This window comes from Ornithinicoccus sp. (assembly GCF_057176825.1).
This window is the reverse complement of sequence record NZ_CM169976.1, coordinates 1,115,474-1,130,231: the sequence shown is the minus strand read 5'-3', so window position 1 is coordinate 1,130,231 and position 14,758 is coordinate 1,115,474. Positions and strand designations below refer to the sequence as shown.

The 14,758-nt window shown below is 73.7% G+C and carries 12 protein-coding genes and 1 pseudogene; 5 read left to right on the top strand and 8 right to left on the bottom strand.

The window, feature by feature from the left end; genetic code table 11:
- Nucleotides 1-19 precede the first annotated feature (19 nt).
- Entirely contained in the window at nucleotides 20-709 is a 690-nt protein-coding gene (locus tag AC1QRC_RS05855) for a demethylmenaquinone methyltransferase (protein WP_484206582.1), read from the bottom strand.
- Between the two features lie 59 nt (nucleotides 710-768).
- Here AC1QRC_RS05855 and AC1QRC_RS05850 point away from each other — a divergent pair, with 59 nt between their 5' ends.
- Together AC1QRC_RS05850 and AC1QRC_RS05845 are read left to right on the top strand one after the other, a co-directional pair.
- Nucleotides 769-2,100, top strand: coding sequence for an isochorismate synthase (locus AC1QRC_RS05850; RefSeq protein WP_484205857.1), 1,332 nt, complete (start codon nucleotides 769-771; stop codon nucleotides 2,098-2,100).
- Nucleotides 2,084-2,617 carry a GNAT family N-acetyltransferase gene (locus AC1QRC_RS05845; RefSeq protein ID WP_484205856.1) on the top strand — a complete coding sequence of 178 codons (534 nt, stop codon included), beginning with the start codon at nucleotides 2,084-2,086 and terminating at the stop codon, nucleotides 2,615-2,617. Before AC1QRC_RS05850 ends, AC1QRC_RS05845 begins: the two co-directional genes overlap by 17 nt.
- A gap of 10 nt (nucleotides 2,618-2,627) precedes the next feature.
- Here AC1QRC_RS05845 and AC1QRC_RS05840 read toward each other — a convergent pair whose 3' ends face one another.
- The 6 genes from AC1QRC_RS05840 to AC1QRC_RS05815 form a co-directional block, all read right to left on the bottom strand.
- Nucleotides 2,628-3,857 carry a thiolase family protein gene (locus AC1QRC_RS05840; protein WP_484205855.1) on the bottom strand — a complete coding sequence of 410 codons (1,230 nt, stop codon included), beginning with the start codon at nucleotides 3,855-3,857 and terminating at the stop codon, nucleotides 2,628-2,630.
- An 89-nt stretch (nucleotides 3,858-3,946) separates the two neighbouring features.
- Entirely contained in the window at nucleotides 3,947-5,299 is a 1,353-nt protein-coding gene (locus AC1QRC_RS05835) for an FAD-dependent oxidoreductase (RefSeq protein WP_484205854.1), read from the bottom strand.
- A 97-nt stretch (nucleotides 5,300-5,396) separates the two neighbouring features.
- The gene (locus AC1QRC_RS05830) at nucleotides 5,397-5,969 is read right to left on the bottom strand and encodes a dihydrofolate reductase family protein (RefSeq protein WP_484205853.1); all 573 of its coding nucleotides are present in this window, start codon (nucleotides 5,967-5,969) and stop codon (nucleotides 5,397-5,399) included.
- Nucleotides 5,957-6,913, bottom strand: a complete 957-nt coding sequence (locus AC1QRC_RS05825; protein ID WP_484205852.1) for an alpha/beta fold hydrolase — start codon at nucleotides 6,911-6,913, stop codon at nucleotides 5,957-5,959. The genes AC1QRC_RS05830 and AC1QRC_RS05825 overlap by 13 nt, the downstream gene beginning before the upstream one ends.
- A 6-nt stretch (nucleotides 6,914-6,919) precedes the next feature.
- The gene (locus AC1QRC_RS05820; RefSeq protein WP_484205851.1) at nucleotides 6,920-9,259 is read right to left on the bottom strand and encodes a DUF4153 domain-containing protein; all 2,340 of its coding nucleotides are present in this window, start codon (nucleotides 9,257-9,259) and stop codon (nucleotides 6,920-6,922) included.
- Between the two features lie 270 nt (nucleotides 9,260-9,529).
- Complete coding sequence (locus AC1QRC_RS05815; RefSeq protein ID WP_484205850.1) at nucleotides 9,530-10,219, bottom strand: response regulator; 690 nt, start codon at nucleotides 10,217-10,219, stop codon at nucleotides 9,530-9,532.
- 170 nt (nucleotides 10,220-10,389) lie between these two features.
- Between AC1QRC_RS05815 and AC1QRC_RS05810 the strand changes: the two genes are divergently transcribed.
- Together AC1QRC_RS05810 and AC1QRC_RS05805 are read left to right on the top strand one after the other, a co-directional pair.
- Complete coding sequence (locus AC1QRC_RS05810) at nucleotides 10,390-10,824, top strand: YciI family protein (RefSeq protein WP_484205849.1); 435 nt, start codon at nucleotides 10,390-10,392, stop codon at nucleotides 10,822-10,824.
- Nucleotides 10,821-12,088, top strand: a pseudogene (locus tag AC1QRC_RS05805) (RNA polymerase sigma factor). Before AC1QRC_RS05810 ends, AC1QRC_RS05805 begins: the two are co-directional and overlap by 4 nt.
- 3 nt (nucleotides 12,089-12,091) lie before the next feature.
- On the opposite strand, the gene AC1QRC_RS05800 reads toward AC1QRC_RS05805, so the two are convergent.
- The gene (locus AC1QRC_RS05800; RefSeq protein ID WP_484205848.1) at nucleotides 12,092-13,261 is read right to left on the bottom strand and encodes an MFS transporter; all 1,170 of its coding nucleotides are present in this window, start codon (nucleotides 13,259-13,261) and stop codon (nucleotides 12,092-12,094) included.
- A 154-nt stretch (nucleotides 13,262-13,415) separates the two neighbouring features.
- Here AC1QRC_RS05800 and AC1QRC_RS05795 point away from each other — a divergent pair, with 154 nt between their 5' ends.
- Entirely contained in the window at nucleotides 13,416-14,738 is a 1,323-nt protein-coding gene (locus AC1QRC_RS05795; RefSeq protein ID WP_484205847.1) for a GNAT family N-acetyltransferase, read from the top strand.
- Nucleotides 14,739-14,758: the final 20 nt, after the last annotated feature.

Sequence of the window (14,758 nt, the reverse complement as noted above, 5' to 3'; positions counted from 1 at the left end):
GTGCGCCCCGGCCGCCCGCCTACCGCACCGCGTGGTGCAGCGCGACGATCCCGCCGGACAGGTTGCGCCAGCGCACCCGCTCCCAGCCCGCCGACCGCACCTGCCGGGCGAGCGCCGCCTGGTCGGGCCACTCCTGGATGGACTCGGCCAGGTAGACGTAGGAATCCGGATTACTGCTGACGCGGCGGGCGACCGTGGGCAGGGCACGCATCAGGTACTCCCGGTAGACGGTGCGGAACGCCGGGTTGGTCGGCGCGGAGAACTCGCAGATCACCAGCCGTCCCCCCGGCCGGGTGACCCGGTGGAACTCCTCCAGCGCCCGTCCGACGTCCGCCACGTTGCGCAGCCCGAACGACATGGTGACGACGTCGAAAGAGCCGTCGGCGAATGGCAGCGCCAACGCGTCGGCCGCGGTGAACGGCAGGTCCGGGCGCCTGCGGTTCCCCTCGTGCAACATGCCCTGGGAGAAGTCGGCGGGCACCACCTCGACCCCGCGATCGGCATACGGCTCGCTGCTGGTCCCCGTCCCCGCGGCGATGTCGAGCACCCGCTCCCCCGGCAAGGCGTCCACCGCCTGGACCACGGCCCGCCTCCAGCGCCGGTCCTGACCCAGCGACAGCACGTCGTTGGTCAGGTCGTAGCGGCTCGCCACGTCGTCGAACATCTCGGCGACCTCGTGCGGCTGCTTGTCCAGGCTGGCGCGGATCATGGCGCCCATCCTCGCACCTGTGCGGAGCCCGGGGACCGGAGGACATAGGCTGACCTGCCGTGACCGTCATCGCACCGCCCCGGCTCCGGGCCCGCACCCGGGAGGTCGCCCCGTCGGCCGACCTGTTCGGGTGGCTCGACGCCGCGGTCGCTGCCGGCGCCGACCCCGCCAGCGTGCTGTCCTGGGTCCGCGAGGGCGACGGCATCGTCGGGTGGGGCCGAGCCGCCGAGGTCACCACACACGGACCCGACCGGTTCGTCCGCGCCGAGGAGTGGTGGAGCCAGGTGGTCGCCGCCGCGACCGTGCAGGACGAGGTCGGGGAGCCGGGCACCGGCCTGCTCGCCTTCGGCTCCTTCGCCTTCGCCGCCGACTCCGCCCGCGGTGGCACCCTGGTCGTGCCCGAGGTCATCGTGGGCCGGCGGGCGGGGCGCTGCTGGGTCACCACCGTCGAGTCCGACGGGGGCCCGGAGCGGGCGTTCGCCGATCTCACCGCGCTCCCCGGCCACGCGTCGCACGGTGCGGAAAGCCCCGCGGCCGTGCGGCTGAGCGACGGCACGGTGCCGTCGGCCGAGTGGCCCGGTGTCGTCAGGGGCGCGATTGACCGGATCCGGGCGGGTGAGGTCGACAAGATCGTCCTCGCCCGGGACGTCGTCGCCGCGAGCGATGAAGCGCTGAACCCGGTGCGGGTGCTGCGCCGGCTGGCGGGACGCTACAGCGCGACCTGGACCTTCGCCGTCGACGGCCTGGTCGGCGCGACCCCCGAGATGTTGGTGCGGTTGCAGGACGGCAGGGTCCGGTCCCGGGTGCTCGCCGGCACCGTCCGCCGCGACCGCACGCCGGGCCCGCTGGTCACCGAGGCACACCCCGAGTTGGAGCCGACCCACCGCAGCGACCCCCGGCTGCACCTGGTCTCGGACGAGAAGGAGCTCGAGGAGCACGCCTTCGCCGTCCGGTCGGTCGCCGACGCCCTCGCGCCCCACTGCAGCGCCCTGGAGGTGCCCGCCGAGCCGTTCGTCCTGGAGCTGCCCGACGTCTACCACCTGGCCACCGACATCAGCGGCCTGCCCGACAACGGCGCGACCTCGCTGCGGCTCGCCGCGGCGCTGCACCCCTCGGCGGCCGTGTGCGGGACGCCCTCGGACGTCGCCGGACGCCTCATCGCCGAGATCGAGGGGATGGACCGCGGCCGGTACGCCGGCCCGGTGGGCTGGCTCGACGCCGCCGGGGACGGGGACTGGGGGATCGCGCTGCGGTGCGGCCAGTTCGGGGCGGACCACACGAGCATGCGGTTGTTCGCCGGCGGCGGCATCGTGGCCGCCTCGGACCCCGACGCCGAGCTGGCCGAGACCGAGGTCAAGCTCGCGGCCATGCGCTATGCCCTCGACTCCTGAGCTGCGGCTGCGCAACCCGCGACCGGAGGACGAGGCAGCGGTCCGGGCCGCCCACCAGGAACTGTTGGCGGAGGGGTTCCGGTTCTGCCTGGCGGACGGGCCGTGGCCGGATCAGCTCGCCCGGTACGAACGGGCCAGGCTCGGGGTCGACCTGCCCTCGGGCCGCGTGCCGATGACCTTCCTGCTCGCCGTGGTGGACGGCGTCGGCGGACAGCGGGTCGTGGGGCGCACCTCGATCCGCCACCGGTTGAACGCCGACCTGCGCGAGGTGGGCGGCCACGTCGGGTATGCCGTCCGGCCGGCCGAGCGGCGGCGGGGGTACGCGACCGAGATCCTGCGTCAGTCGCTCGGGGTGCTGCGCGGCCTGGGTGTGGAGCGCGCCCTGGTCACCTGCGACGACGACAACCAGGCCTCCGCCCGGACCATCGAGGGCAACGGGGGCGTCCTGGAGGACGTCCGCCCGGCGGTGCAGGGCGGCTCCCCCAAACGGCGGTACTGGATCGACCTGCGCTCGTGACCGGAGTCGTTCAGACCCGTTCCAGCAGCAGGGCAGTCCCCTGACCGACGCCGACGCACATGGTGGCCAGCGCTCGGTCGGCACCCTCTGCTGCCATCCGCCGCAGCAGGGTGACCACGATCCGGGAGCCCGAGGACCCGAGCGGGTGCCCGAGCGCGATCGCACCACCGTCGCGGTTCACCGTCTCCGGGTCGAGCCCGAGCCGGCGGACACAGGCGAGGGACTGGGTCGCGAACGCCTCGTTGAGCTCGACCGCGCCCAGGTCCGCGATCGACCACCCGGCCCGGTCGAGCACCTTGTGGGTTGCGGGCACCGGACCGATGCCCATCACCTCAGGAGCGACACCCGCCGAGGCCCCGTGCACCACGCGCGCCCGGGGCGTCAGTCCGTATCGCTCGATCGCACGCTCCGAGACGACGAGGACCGCCGACGAGCCGTCATTCAGCGTCGAGGAGTTGCCGGCGGTGACGACCGTCCCTCCCGCCACGACGGGCCGCAACCCGGCGAGCACCTCCGCCGTCGTCCCTTCGCGCGGCCCCTCGTCGGTGTCCACCACGGTCGTGGCGCCCTTGCGGCCGGCGACCGTGACCGGGGTGATCTCCTCCGCGAGCCGCCCGGCGGCGACCGCGGCGAGGGCCAGGTCGTGCGAGCGCACCGCGAACTCGTCCGCGTCCTCCCGCGAGATCCCCTCCACCCGCGCGACCTCCTCGGCCGTCTCGGGCATCGACAGCGTCGTCTTCGCGGAGAAGCGGGACTCGTCCCGGAAGGCGGGGTTGACGAAGCGCCACCCGATGGAGGTGTCGACGATCTCCCCGGGACGGGCGAAGCCACGGTCGGGCTTGGCCAGCACCCAGGGGGCCCGCGACATCGACTCGACGCCCCCGGCGACCACCACGTCGGCGGCACCGGCGGCCACCATCTGCGAGGCCAGGGTGATCGCCGAGAGTCCCGACGCGCACAACCGGTTCACGGTCAGCCCGGGCACCGTGTCCGGGAACCCGGCCAGCAGCCACGCCATGCGCGCGACGTTGCGGTTCTCCTCACCGGCGCCGTTGGCGTTGCCCAGGATGACCTCGTCGACCACCTCGGGGTCCAGTCCCGCCGCGGTGACCACCTGGCCCACCACGAGGGCCGCCAGGTCGTCGGGACGCACGCTGCTCAGGGCACCGCCGTAGCGCCCGACGGGCGTGCGGGTGCCGCCGACCAGGAAGGCCGGGCAGGATGGGGACAGGGTCGTCATCGCGGCTCCACTTCGTGAACGGCGGACCTCGCCGTCTGCGCCACGCTAGGACGCCAGGCCGATCGAGTCCACCGCGGCTCGCCGCCCCCTCACACGGGCTGCCTCAAGCCAGCGTGGGCGAGCATGTCCTCCCGGGGCACGACCTTGATCCGCTCCCGTCCGGCCGTCTCCCCGAGGGCGACCTCGTGGGCGTCCAGCCGCTCCCAGCCCTCCCAGGTCACCACGTCGACGTCCCGCGCGCGCAGGTGCTCCACCACCGCGTCCGGGTCGGGCAGCTCAGCGGCCGGGAGCCCGTCCAGGTCGGCCAGCAGGCTAGCCACGGTCTCCGCGGCGTCGGACTTGGTGTGACCGATCAGCCCGACCGGGCCGCGCTTGATCCACCCGGTGACGTAGGTGCCGCCCAGCACCGACCCGTCGAGGTCCAACACCCGGCCGGCGTCGTGCGGCACCACCCCGGCGGCATGGTCGAACGGCACGTCGGGCAGGTGGGTCGACAGGTAGCCGACCGCGCGGTAGACCGCCTGCACCGGGGTGTCGACGTACTCCCCCGTGCCGCGGACGGACCCGTCGCCCTGCAGCTCCGTGCGCTCGGTGCGCAGACCCTCGACGTGGTCGCGTCCCAGTACCCGCACGGGCGCCTGACAGAGGTGGATGTGGATCCGGTGGGCGGCCCCGGTGGGCTCGGCCTCGAGGTGCTTGAGCAGGGTGTCGACGACCAGACGGGTGCTCTTGGTGCGACTGATCGCCTGCTGACCCGCCTCGTCGATCTCGAACCCCTCGGGGTGCACGATGACGTCGACCTCGGGGCTGTGCGACAGCTCGCGCAACTCCATCGGGGTGAACTTGATCTGCGCCGGGCCGCGGCGGGCGAAGACGTGCACGTCCCTGGCGCGGTTCCGCTTCAGCCCCTGGTAGACGTTGTCCGCGATCTCGGTGCCCCGCTGCTCGTCGGCGGGCTTGGCCAGCATCCGGGCGACGTCGAGGGCGACATTGCCAGCGCCGATGACGGCGACCGACTCGGCCTCCAGGGGCCAGTCGCGGGGCACGTCCGGGTGCCCGGCATACCAGGACACGAAGTCGGCGGCACCGTAGGAGCCGGGGAGGTCGATGCCGGGGATCTCCAGCGGCCGGTCTGTCGCGGCGCCGGTGGCGAAGACCACGGCGTCGTAGAACCGGTCCAGGTCGGCGAGTTTGAGGTCCGTGCCGTAGTCGACGTTCCCCAGGAACCGGATCTCCGGACGGCCGAGCACCCTCCGCAGCGCCTTGACGATCTCCTTGATCCTCGGGTGGTCCGGCGCCACCCCGTAGCGCACCAGCCCGTAGGGGGCGGGCAACCGCTCAATGATGTCAACGCTGGCGCCCGGGTGCTCCCGGGTCAGGATGTCGGCGGCGTAGATGCCGGCCGGGCCGGCACCGATCACGGCGACGCGGATATCTCGCACAACAACTCCTCGACACGATTTAGGTAAGACCACCCTTACTTAAATGAGGTCGAGGAACCAAACGGAGGCGGTGCGATCCGCGTCACACCGGACCCCCTCACCCCGTGCCGCGGACCGGCACCACGGCATACCGCAGCCACACCATCCCGCTGTCGAAGATGCGCTGGTCCACCAGGTCCAGGGACGTGCGCGCGGGCGGCAGGAAGGACCGGCCCGAGCCGACGACCTCCGGGACGAGCAGCACCTGGACCTCGTCGACCAGGCCGGCCGCGAAGGCGTGCTCCGCGAGGGTGGGCCCCGCGACGTTGAGATCCGCCGTGGCCCGGGACTTCAGCGCGCTGACCTCGGCGGGATCGAAACGGTGGCGCAGCACGGTCCGGTCGGTCCAGGTCCGCTCCAGCGTCGTGGAGTAGACCAGCTTGTCCGCCGCCTGCCAGATCCGGGCGAAGACCTCCGACTCGGGCGACTGGGCTGCTGCGGCCGGGTCGGTCTCCCAGACGTGCATCAACTCATACATCCGCCGGCCGTAGAGGTAGGTGCCCACCCCGCGCTCCTGCTCGCTGATGAAGGCCAGCTCCTCCTCGCCGGGCACCGCCCAGTCGAAGCTGCCGTCGGCGTCCACGTGGTAGCCGTCCAGGGATCCGATCACCGAGTAGATCAGCCGGCCCATGGCGCCCCCTCGGCCCCGGCGGCGGGCGCCTCATCGAGCACCCGGCGCAGTGCCGCGGCGAACTCCTCAGGGCGACCGGCCATCTCCGGACCGTACTCCTGGCCGAGGAAGCCGGCGTGCCCGCCGGGGAACGTGACGGGGCTGGAGCCGATGGCGGCGGCGACGGCGCGCCCTGCCCTGGCGGCCAGTTCCTCTCCGGACTCCTCACCGACGGCGATCACGACGCGGGCGCCCGAGGTGGTGAGGGCGGGAACGTCCGGCTGGTAGGCCGTGATCGTCCGGATGTTCTGGCCGACCAGGACGTCGTCCCGGGTGCCGTCGTCCTCCGTGGGCAGCCCGAACATTGCGGGGTCCGGCCCGGGCTGCGCGGCGTAGTCCTCCGGCACCGGCCCCTGCAGCGTGGTGATCGCGATGAACTTGGCCATCGCCGGACCCAGCCCGTCCCGCTGGTAGGTCTGATAGATGTCCTCGCAGGCGGCCAGGGCGGGCCCGGCGTCGAGCAACGCTGCGGCGGCCGGGGGCTCGTGGGCGACGACGACGCGGACGTCCTCGGAGTGCACGGACACCAGGGTGAGCGCGTTCACGGCTCCACCGCTGGACGCGAACACGTCGAGGGCCGGGACCCCGAGCACCTGGATGAGGGCGTGGAGATCCGCCGCGTGCTGCTCCGGCGTGACTTCGCCCGAGCCGTCGGAGCGCACGCTGCGCTCGACACCCCGCGGGTCATAGGTGATCACCGGACGGTCGGTGAAGTGCCCGGCCAGGGTCGGGAACCCGGATGCCCCCATCGGCGAGCCGATCAGCAGCAGTGCCGGCCGGTCGGTCGTGGTGGCGCCGAGGTCTCCCCGTATGTCGTAGGCCAGGGCGACCCCCGGCAGCTCAAGCGTGTGGGTGGTCGGCTCCATCATGATCCGCTCCTTGGCTTCGGGCTCGTGGCTGCTCACGGGCGCTCAGGGGGCTAGACCGTCAGGACCTTGGGAACTCATCGCGGCATGGCTGCTCCACCGGACGGCGCAGTCGGCCGACACCCCGGCCGGGTCGGGGTCCGGCACGGCTGCGGCCCTGGCCCGGCCGAGGTTCCAGCCGAGCCAGTCGTCCGTCGCCGGCGCGGACTGCCCGGTGAGCACGCAGGCCGCCATCTCAGCGGGCAGCCCGGCCTCGATGACCGGTGTCGCGTCCGGACCGAGGGTGGACAGGTAGGCCAGGTCGATCTTGCCCTCGGTGTGGAACCTGTCGATATTGGCGCGGGCCACCCAGGCCTCGGGGTTCGCCAGCCCGATCGTCAACAGCAACGCCGCCCCGGAGGCCAGCGCGGCCCGCGGCAGCCACCACCCGGACAGCCGGACCCCGGCCACCATGACCAGCAGCACCAGGATGCCGAGCCACAGCTCGAAGGCGTCGACGAGGACCCGGAGCACCGTGAAGCCGTAGGCCTGCTGGTAAACGGCCATCCGGCTCAACGCCGACGCCACGACCACGAGGGTGAGCAGGCACAGCACCCCGAGCACCCACCGCAGCAACCGTCGCTGGGCCGGGGTCTCGCGGGGCGCCTTGCGCACCACCAGGGCGATGGTCACCAGGGTCAGTGCCGTGGCCACCGTCAACTGGGCGAATCCCTCGTGGGCGTGATCGGCATACCGGGTCCCCCCGGCACCCCGGATGTAGTCGTGGCCACCCCACATGGCCGAGGCCTGGGCGACCAGGAAGGCCACGTACACCGCGACGACGACCCCCGCCGGCACCGCCCACTCCCAGGGACGGGTCACCGGGCGGGCGGGCGTCAGCGCCACCCGTTCGACCCTGGGCGGGTTGAGCGCCAGGTAGCAGGCGGCCAGCACGACCCCACCGACCAGGAACCAGACGAAGCCGCGCAGCACCAGGGTGTCGGCGATCGTGATGTCCGGCAGGACCGCGGACACCCACGAGCCGAGCACCGCGTCCCCGGAGGCGAACAGCCCGCCGAAGATCACGAGGGCCACGAGGGACAACGCGGTCGTGCGCAGCACCGGCCAGAGACGTTCCTGCCGACTGGCCGCTGTCAGGGTCCGCCCCAGCAGCGGCAGCCCCCGGACCCCACTGAGCACCCACGCCATCCCCGCGGCGAGCATCGCCAGCACCCGGCGCGCGTCCGTCAGGGCCGTCGTGACGAGCACTCCCGCCACGAGCACCGCAAGCACCGCCAGCCACTCGGCGGCACGCAGCACCACCAGGGAGGCCAACCCCAGGCAGAGGGCGGCGGACAGCAGCGTCCAGGGCCGGCGACGGTGCACCGACTGGGCGAGCACCAGCGCCCCGGAGGAGAGCAGCACCAGCAGGACCCCGAGCCCCAGGTTGCGGTCGGGCAGCACGACCGCCGCCAGCGCCCCGATGGCCACGGAACCCGCCAGGGGAACGGACGCCGTGACCAGACCCCGCTCCGGCCAGAGGTCGCCGAACAGGGCGTCGGTCGTCTGGGTGCCCGGGTCCTGCTGGGTGGTGGTCATCTCTGGCTCCTCGGGTGGCTCGGGTTGCTCGATGTGCTCAGCCGCGGTCGGGGATGGGGTCGTGGGGGATGTGGGAAGCAGCGCCCTGACGCGGGCACCGGGCTGGCCGTCGGCCCGGGGCAGCGCCGTGATCGAGCCGCCGTGCAGTTGGCACACCCAACTGGCGATGGCCAGCCCGAGACCGGTCCCGCCGCTGCGGTCGTCACCGACGCCGAACCGGTCGAACACGCGCTGATCCAGCCCGGCGGGGATGCCGGGTCCCTCGTCGACCACCTCCAGGGACCACCGGTCCCCCGGCTCGGTGGCTGCACGGACCACGACGGTGCCCTCGGCCGGGCTGTGCCGCAGCGCGTTGTCCAGCAGGTTGGCGACCACCTGAGCCAACCGCGCGGCGTCACCGTGCACCACGAGGTCGGGCGGCTCGATCTCCTGCACCACGCGCACCCGCCGGCCCCCCACGCCGGCCTCGGCCACACCGTCCGACACCAGGTCACCCACCCGCACCGGGGCCAGCGCCAGGGGGACCGCCCCGCCGTCGACGCGGCTCACGTCGAGCAGGTCCGCCACCAGCGCGCTGAGCCGCTCGGACTGCGCCAGCGCGGTCTGCAGCGCCTGGTCGTCGGGGGTGACCACGCCGTCGACCAGGTTCTCCAGCAGGGCCCGCTGCGCCGCCAGGGGGGTGCGGAGCTCGTGCGAGACGGTCGCCACGACCTGCCGGCGCTGCTGGTCCGCGGCGCCGAGGTCGTGGGCCATCGTGTTGAAGGCGTGGGCGAGCCGGCCGACCTCGTCGACGGAGGTCGCGCCCACCCGCGCCGAGTAGTCGCCGCCCGCCATGCGCCCGGCCGCCCGCGGTCATCTCCCGCAGCGGGGACGTCATGCCCCGGGCCAGCCACCTGCTGACTCCCAGGGCCGCGGCCAGGGTGACCGGCAGGGTGAGCCACCCGGGAAGTCCGGCCGCGCTGCCGACCTGGAGGAGCACCACGGCCGCGAGGATGCTCAGCACCACGAGGAGCCCGATCTTGACGGTGATCGAGGTGACCCCGTCCAGCGGACGCTCGGCCCGCGGGTGCTGATCGGTCACGGTCGTGCCTCCAGCGCGTAGCCCACGCCGTGCACGGTCCGGATCCGAGCGGCGCCGATCTTGGCCCGCAGCGACTTGACGTGACTGTCCAGAGTGCGCGTCCCGCGGGCGTCCGCCCACCCCCATACCTCGGACATCAGCGACTCCCGGCTGTGCACCGTCCCGGGTGCGCCGGCGAGCACGGCGAGCAGGTCGAACTCCAGCGGGGCCAGGTGCACCTCCGCGTCGGCGACCAGCACCCGGCGGCCGGCGGGGTCGAGCGACAGGTCGCCGACCGTCAGCAGCGGCCCGGGCGTGGCCGCCAGCTCGGCGGCCCGGTCGACCCGGCGCAGCAGCGCCCGCACCCGGGCCACGACCTCCCGCATCCGGAACGGCTTGGTCACGTAGTCGTCGGCCCCGACGCCCAGCCCGACGAGCAGGTCGGTCTCGTCGGCCCGGGCCGTCAGCATCAGGACGGGCACCGGCCGGCTCGCCTGGATACGGCGGCACACCTCGAGCCCGTCGAACCCGGGCAGCATGACGTCGAGCAGCACCAGGTCGGGCAACTGCTCCTGGTATGCCGTGACCGCGCCGGGGCCGTCGAACGCCCGCGCCACCGCGAACCCCTCGGCCGTCAGCCGGTCGGCCAGCGCCTGGTTGATGGTCGGGTCGTCCTCGACGACGAGGACCAGTCGGACGTCTGTCATGTCCCTGAGCGTAGGAGCCGGGGAGTGCCCGCGGGGCGGGCGACGTGTGGAGAAAGTGTGAAGGTCCTCCCGCAGAATGAGTAGACCCAACGTGTCGATCCGTCTCGCGCCCGTTCGACGGGTAGGCAGGAGGACGCACGAGGCGTCCCCGCAACGAAGGAGCAGGAACGATGAAGTACATGCTGATCATGCGGGCAACTCCGAGGCAGCGGCGCAGGCCTCCCAGGAGATCGACTTCGAGGAGATCATCAACGCGATGGGCCGCCTACAACGAGGCCCTGATGGATGCCGGCGTGCTGCTGGCCGGGGAGGGTCTGGCCGCCGCCGAGGAGGGCTTCGTGGTCGACTTCGACGCCGAGACCCCCATCGTCACCGACGGGCCCTACGGCGAGACGCACGAGCTGTTCAACGGGTTCTGGATCCTGGAGGTGGCCGACAAGGAGGAGGCGGCCCAGTGGGCCACCCGGTGCCCGCTCGGCCCCGGCAGCAAGCTGGAGGTGCGCCGGGTGACCGACGAGAGCGACTTCGCCGACTACGCCGACAACGAGTACGTCCAGAAGGAGGAGGGGTGGCGCGAGGAGCAGGCGGCCCGGGCACAGCGTTGACCGGACCGTCGAACGGGCCGCCCGACGGTGCTGCCGGGCACGACATCCGCCGCACCGTCGACGCCGTCTGGCGGATCGAGGGCGCCCGGGTCGTCGCCACCCTGGCCAGGGTGACCGGCGACCTGGGCCTCGCCGAGGACCTCGACCCAGGACGCGGTCGCCGATGCCCTGACGCAGTGGCCGAGCCGAGGGTGTCCCGCGCAACCCCGGCGCCTGGCTCACAACGGTGGCCAAGCGCCGGGCCATCGACGGCTGGCGCCGACGGGACCGGTTGGACGAGCGCTACCGGGCCATGGCGCACGACCTGGTCGAGGCCGCGGACGAGGTGTGGCAGCCGATCGCGGACGACGTGCTGCGGCTGGTCTTCACGGCCTGCCACCCGGTCCTGTCCCGGGAGGCCCAGGTCTGCCTGACGCTGCGGGTCGTCGGGGGTCTCACCACGGAGGAGATCGGTCGGATCATGCTCGTCCCGGTGCCGACGGTGCAGGCCAGGATCACCCGGGCCAAGAAGACCCTGGCCGCGTCCCGGGTGCCCTTCGAGGCCCCGGAGCCGTCGGAGTGGGGCGAGCGCTTGGGCGGCGTCCTGGGGGTGGTCTACGCCATGTTCACCGAGGGGTATGCCGCAACCTCCGGCGACCGGTGGATCCGGCCGGAACTGGCCCAGGAGGCGCTGCGGCTCGGCCGGGTGCTGGCCCGGCTGCTCCCGCGGGAGCCGGAGGTGCACGGGCTGGTGGCGCTGATGGAGTTCCAGGCCTCCCGGTTCGCGGCCCGGGTGGCCGCGGACGGCACCCCGGTGCTGCTGGCCGACCAGGACCGGTCGCGCTGGGACCACACCCAGATCCGCCGCGGTCAGGCGGCGCTGGCGCGGGCCGACGCCGTGGGGCGCGGACGTGGCAGCTACGGGCTGCAGGCCGCCATCGCGGAGCGTCATGCGGTCGCCCGCAGCGTGGACGACACCGACTGGGGGCAGGTGGTCCTGCTCTACGAGGCGCTCGGGCAACTCGCCCCCAGCCCGGTGGTGGACCTGAACAGGGCGGTCGCCGTGTCGATGGCCACGGGGCCGGCCACCGCGTTGCGGATCGTGGACCGGCTCGCGTCCGCCGGGAGCCTGCGCGGGTCCCACCTGCTGCCCAGCGTCCGCGGCGAACTGCTGGCCCGGCTGGGTCGCACCGAGGAGGCCCGTTCCGAGCTGGTCACCGCCGCAGAGTTGGCGCGCAACCAGCGCGAGGCGGACGTGCTGCGGGCCAAGGCCGCGGCCCTCTGAGCTCTACCGGCTGCGCGGCCTGAGCGCGCCCGCCAGCACCACCATCAGGGCCAGGAATCCGACCACGAGCCACAGCGCCCGATCCAGCCCGAAGCCCTCGGCCAACAGCCCGATCGTGGGGGCGCCGAAGAGGAACGCGCCATAGGCGATCGTGCTCACCACCCCGATCGCGCGCGTCCCCCGCCCCGGCACCTCCCCCGCCGCGGAGATCGCGGCCGGGAAGACCGTGGAGACACCGAGCCCCCACAACAGGCCGCCGACCAGGGCCACCGGCAGGGAGGGCACGAGGGTGACCAGCAGGATGCCGGTGCCGGCCAGCACGCCACCGACCCGGGCTATCACGTGCCGACCCCACCGCGCGGTCGCCCACCCGCCCGCCAGGCGACCCACGAGCATCGTGACGTTGAAGGCCATGAAGGCGAGCGCACCGAAGGCCTCGGGTGCCCCGCGCACGTCCACCAGGAGGAGCGCCAACCAGTCATTGGCGGCCCCCTCGGCCAGCGCGGCCCCCAGGCAGACCACCCCGATGAGGATCTCCAGCCTCGTGATGCCCCGGCGGGCCGGCTCGCCCTCGGCCGGCTGCGTGCTTCCGACGGCCGGGCCACCCGAGGCCTCGGCCTCGAACGCCTCCTCCCCGCCAGAGTCCTCCGCAGGCACGAAGGCCCGGACGAACCACAGCCCCACCACCAGCGCGATCACGCCCCCCACGGGCACCTGGGCGAGGCCCACCCCCTGCCAGGCCGCCACCGCCCCGAGGCCCGCGCCGAGCACCGTTCCTGCGGAGAACGCCGCGTGGAGGTAGGGCATCAGCGTCCGCGAGCGCAGCTGCTCCACGCGGAAGCCCTGGATGTTCATCGACACGTCCCAGACCCCGACGGGGGCGCCGGCCAGGACCAGCAGCCCGGCGAGCACCCAGACGTTGGGCGCGAACGCCACCGACCCCCAGCCCAGCGACCCCAGCACGAGGGCCACCGCGGTCACCGGCCGGTTGCCGAAGCGCGCCACCAGACGTGCCGTGTGCGGCATCGCCAGCAGCGAGCCCAGCCCGCCCCCGACCAGGGCCAGACCCAGCTCGGCCTGGCTCGCCCCGACACTGTCCCGGAGCGCGGGGACCCTCGCGAGGGTCTGGGCCATCACGAAGCCGGCGGCGGCGAACACCACGGCGACGGCCACGGGCGATCCGGTCCCCTGCCGGGTCGGGAGACGCTCGGACCGAGGTGGTGGCTGGGGTGCTGCGGACACGGCGGGTCGGGGGCTCCTTCAGGCGGGGAGACGCGCCTGCGGAAAAGGTGTGGCGTGGACCCGACCGAGGCGCGAGAGTGACCCCGTGAGCGTATCCGAGGAGCACCCGACGGCGACCCGCCTGGTCGACCTGACCCCCGCCGACGCCGAGCGCATCCGTCACTTCGAGGACACGGTGTGGTTCGAGGTCGCCCCGGGGCAGGACGGCGCCGACTACGTCCGGAACCTGGACTTCTCCCGCACCCGCGGCGTGGAGCCGACCGGCCCCCGCCCGCTCGGCGCCCCGGCCGGGGCCCCCGTCCCCCTGGTGGGCACCTACAGCGCCTGGCTCATGGGACTGACCGTCCCGGGGCCGGACGGGTCGCTGACAACCATGCCGATGTCCGGCCTGACCTGGGTCGGGGTGCACCCGGACCAGCGCCGCCGCGGCGTGCTGCGGCGCATGATGGTCGACCACCTGCACGGGTTGCACGACAGCGGGGAGACCCCGGTCGCCGGCCTGCACGCCTCCGAGCCCGCGATCTACGGCCGGTTCGGCTACGGCAGCGCGTCCAGTGACGTCTCCCTCGACATGGGCCGTGGGACCGAGTTCCGGGCCGGGGAGGAGCTGGACGCCTCGGCCGCGGAGGTCTCCACCCACTTCGTCGACGCCGACTCCGACGAGGCCGCCGCCGCGCTGCAGCGGGCGCACCTGGCCGCGGCACGGCATACCCTCGGCACGGTGACCCGGGGCGAGGACATCGCTCGCGGCTGGTTCGCCGACGCACCGAAGGTCCGGGGGACCCAGGAGCCGCTGCGGGTGATGTTCGCCCAGCGCGGGGCCGACCTGACGGGGTATGCCGTGTTCCGCCGGGTCTCGAAGTGGAGCGATGAACACCAGCCCGAGGGCGAGGTCCGGGTCCGGGAGATCGGCGCCACCGACGCCGGCACCCTCCTCGCGCTAGCCCGGCGGCTGGTCGACCTGGACCTGACCTCCAAGGTCACCTTCTACGACCGGTCCCCCGACGACCCGCTGCTCTGGTGGGCCGGCGGGCCGCGCGCCGTCACCGTCCGCCAGTACGACGGGCTGTGGGTCCGGCTGGTGGACGTCGACAAGGCCCTGACCGCCCGCGGATACGCCGGCCCGGTGGACGTCGTCCTCGACGTGGTCGACGAGCTCTGCCCGTGGAACGCCCGGCGGTGGCGCCTGGCGGCCGGGCCGGACGGGGTCGGCGCCTGCCTGCCGACGGACGACGCCGCCGACGTGCGCCTGCCCGTCCAGGCCCTCGGCGCGGCCTACCTTGGCGGTCGTCCCCTCGCGGCGCAGGCCGCGGCGGGAGTGGTGACAGAGGTGACACCCGGGGCGGTCGCCCGCCTCAGCCGCGCGATGCGCGCCGACACCGAGCCATTCGGCGCCATCGGGTTCTAGCGGGTCAGCGCGTCCTCGCG

Excerpts from the sequence above, each read along its gene's own strand:
- AC1QRC_RS05840 (WP_484205855.1), bottom strand. The coding sequence starts at position 3,857 with ATGACGACCCTGTCCCCATCCTGCCCGGCCTTCCTGGTCGGCGGCACC.
- AC1QRC_RS05845 (WP_484205856.1), top strand. The coding sequence starts at position 2,084 with ATGCCCTCGACTCCTGAGCTGCGGCTGCGCAACCCGCGACCGGAGGAC.
- AC1QRC_RS05830 (WP_484205853.1), bottom strand. The coding sequence starts at position 5,969 with ATGGGCCGGCTGATCTACTCGGTGATCGGATCCCTGGACGGCTACCAC.
- AC1QRC_RS05810 (WP_484205849.1), top strand. The coding sequence starts at position 10,390 with ATGAAGTACATGCTGATCATGCGGGCAACTCCGAGGCAGCGGCGCAGG.
- AC1QRC_RS05855 (WP_484206582.1), bottom strand. The coding sequence starts at position 709 with ATGATCCGCGCCAGCCTGGACAAGCAGCCGCACGAGGTCGCCGAGATG.
- AC1QRC_RS05815 (WP_484205850.1), bottom strand. The coding sequence starts at position 10,219 with ATGACAGACGTCCGACTGGTCCTCGTCGTCGAGGACGACCCGACCATC.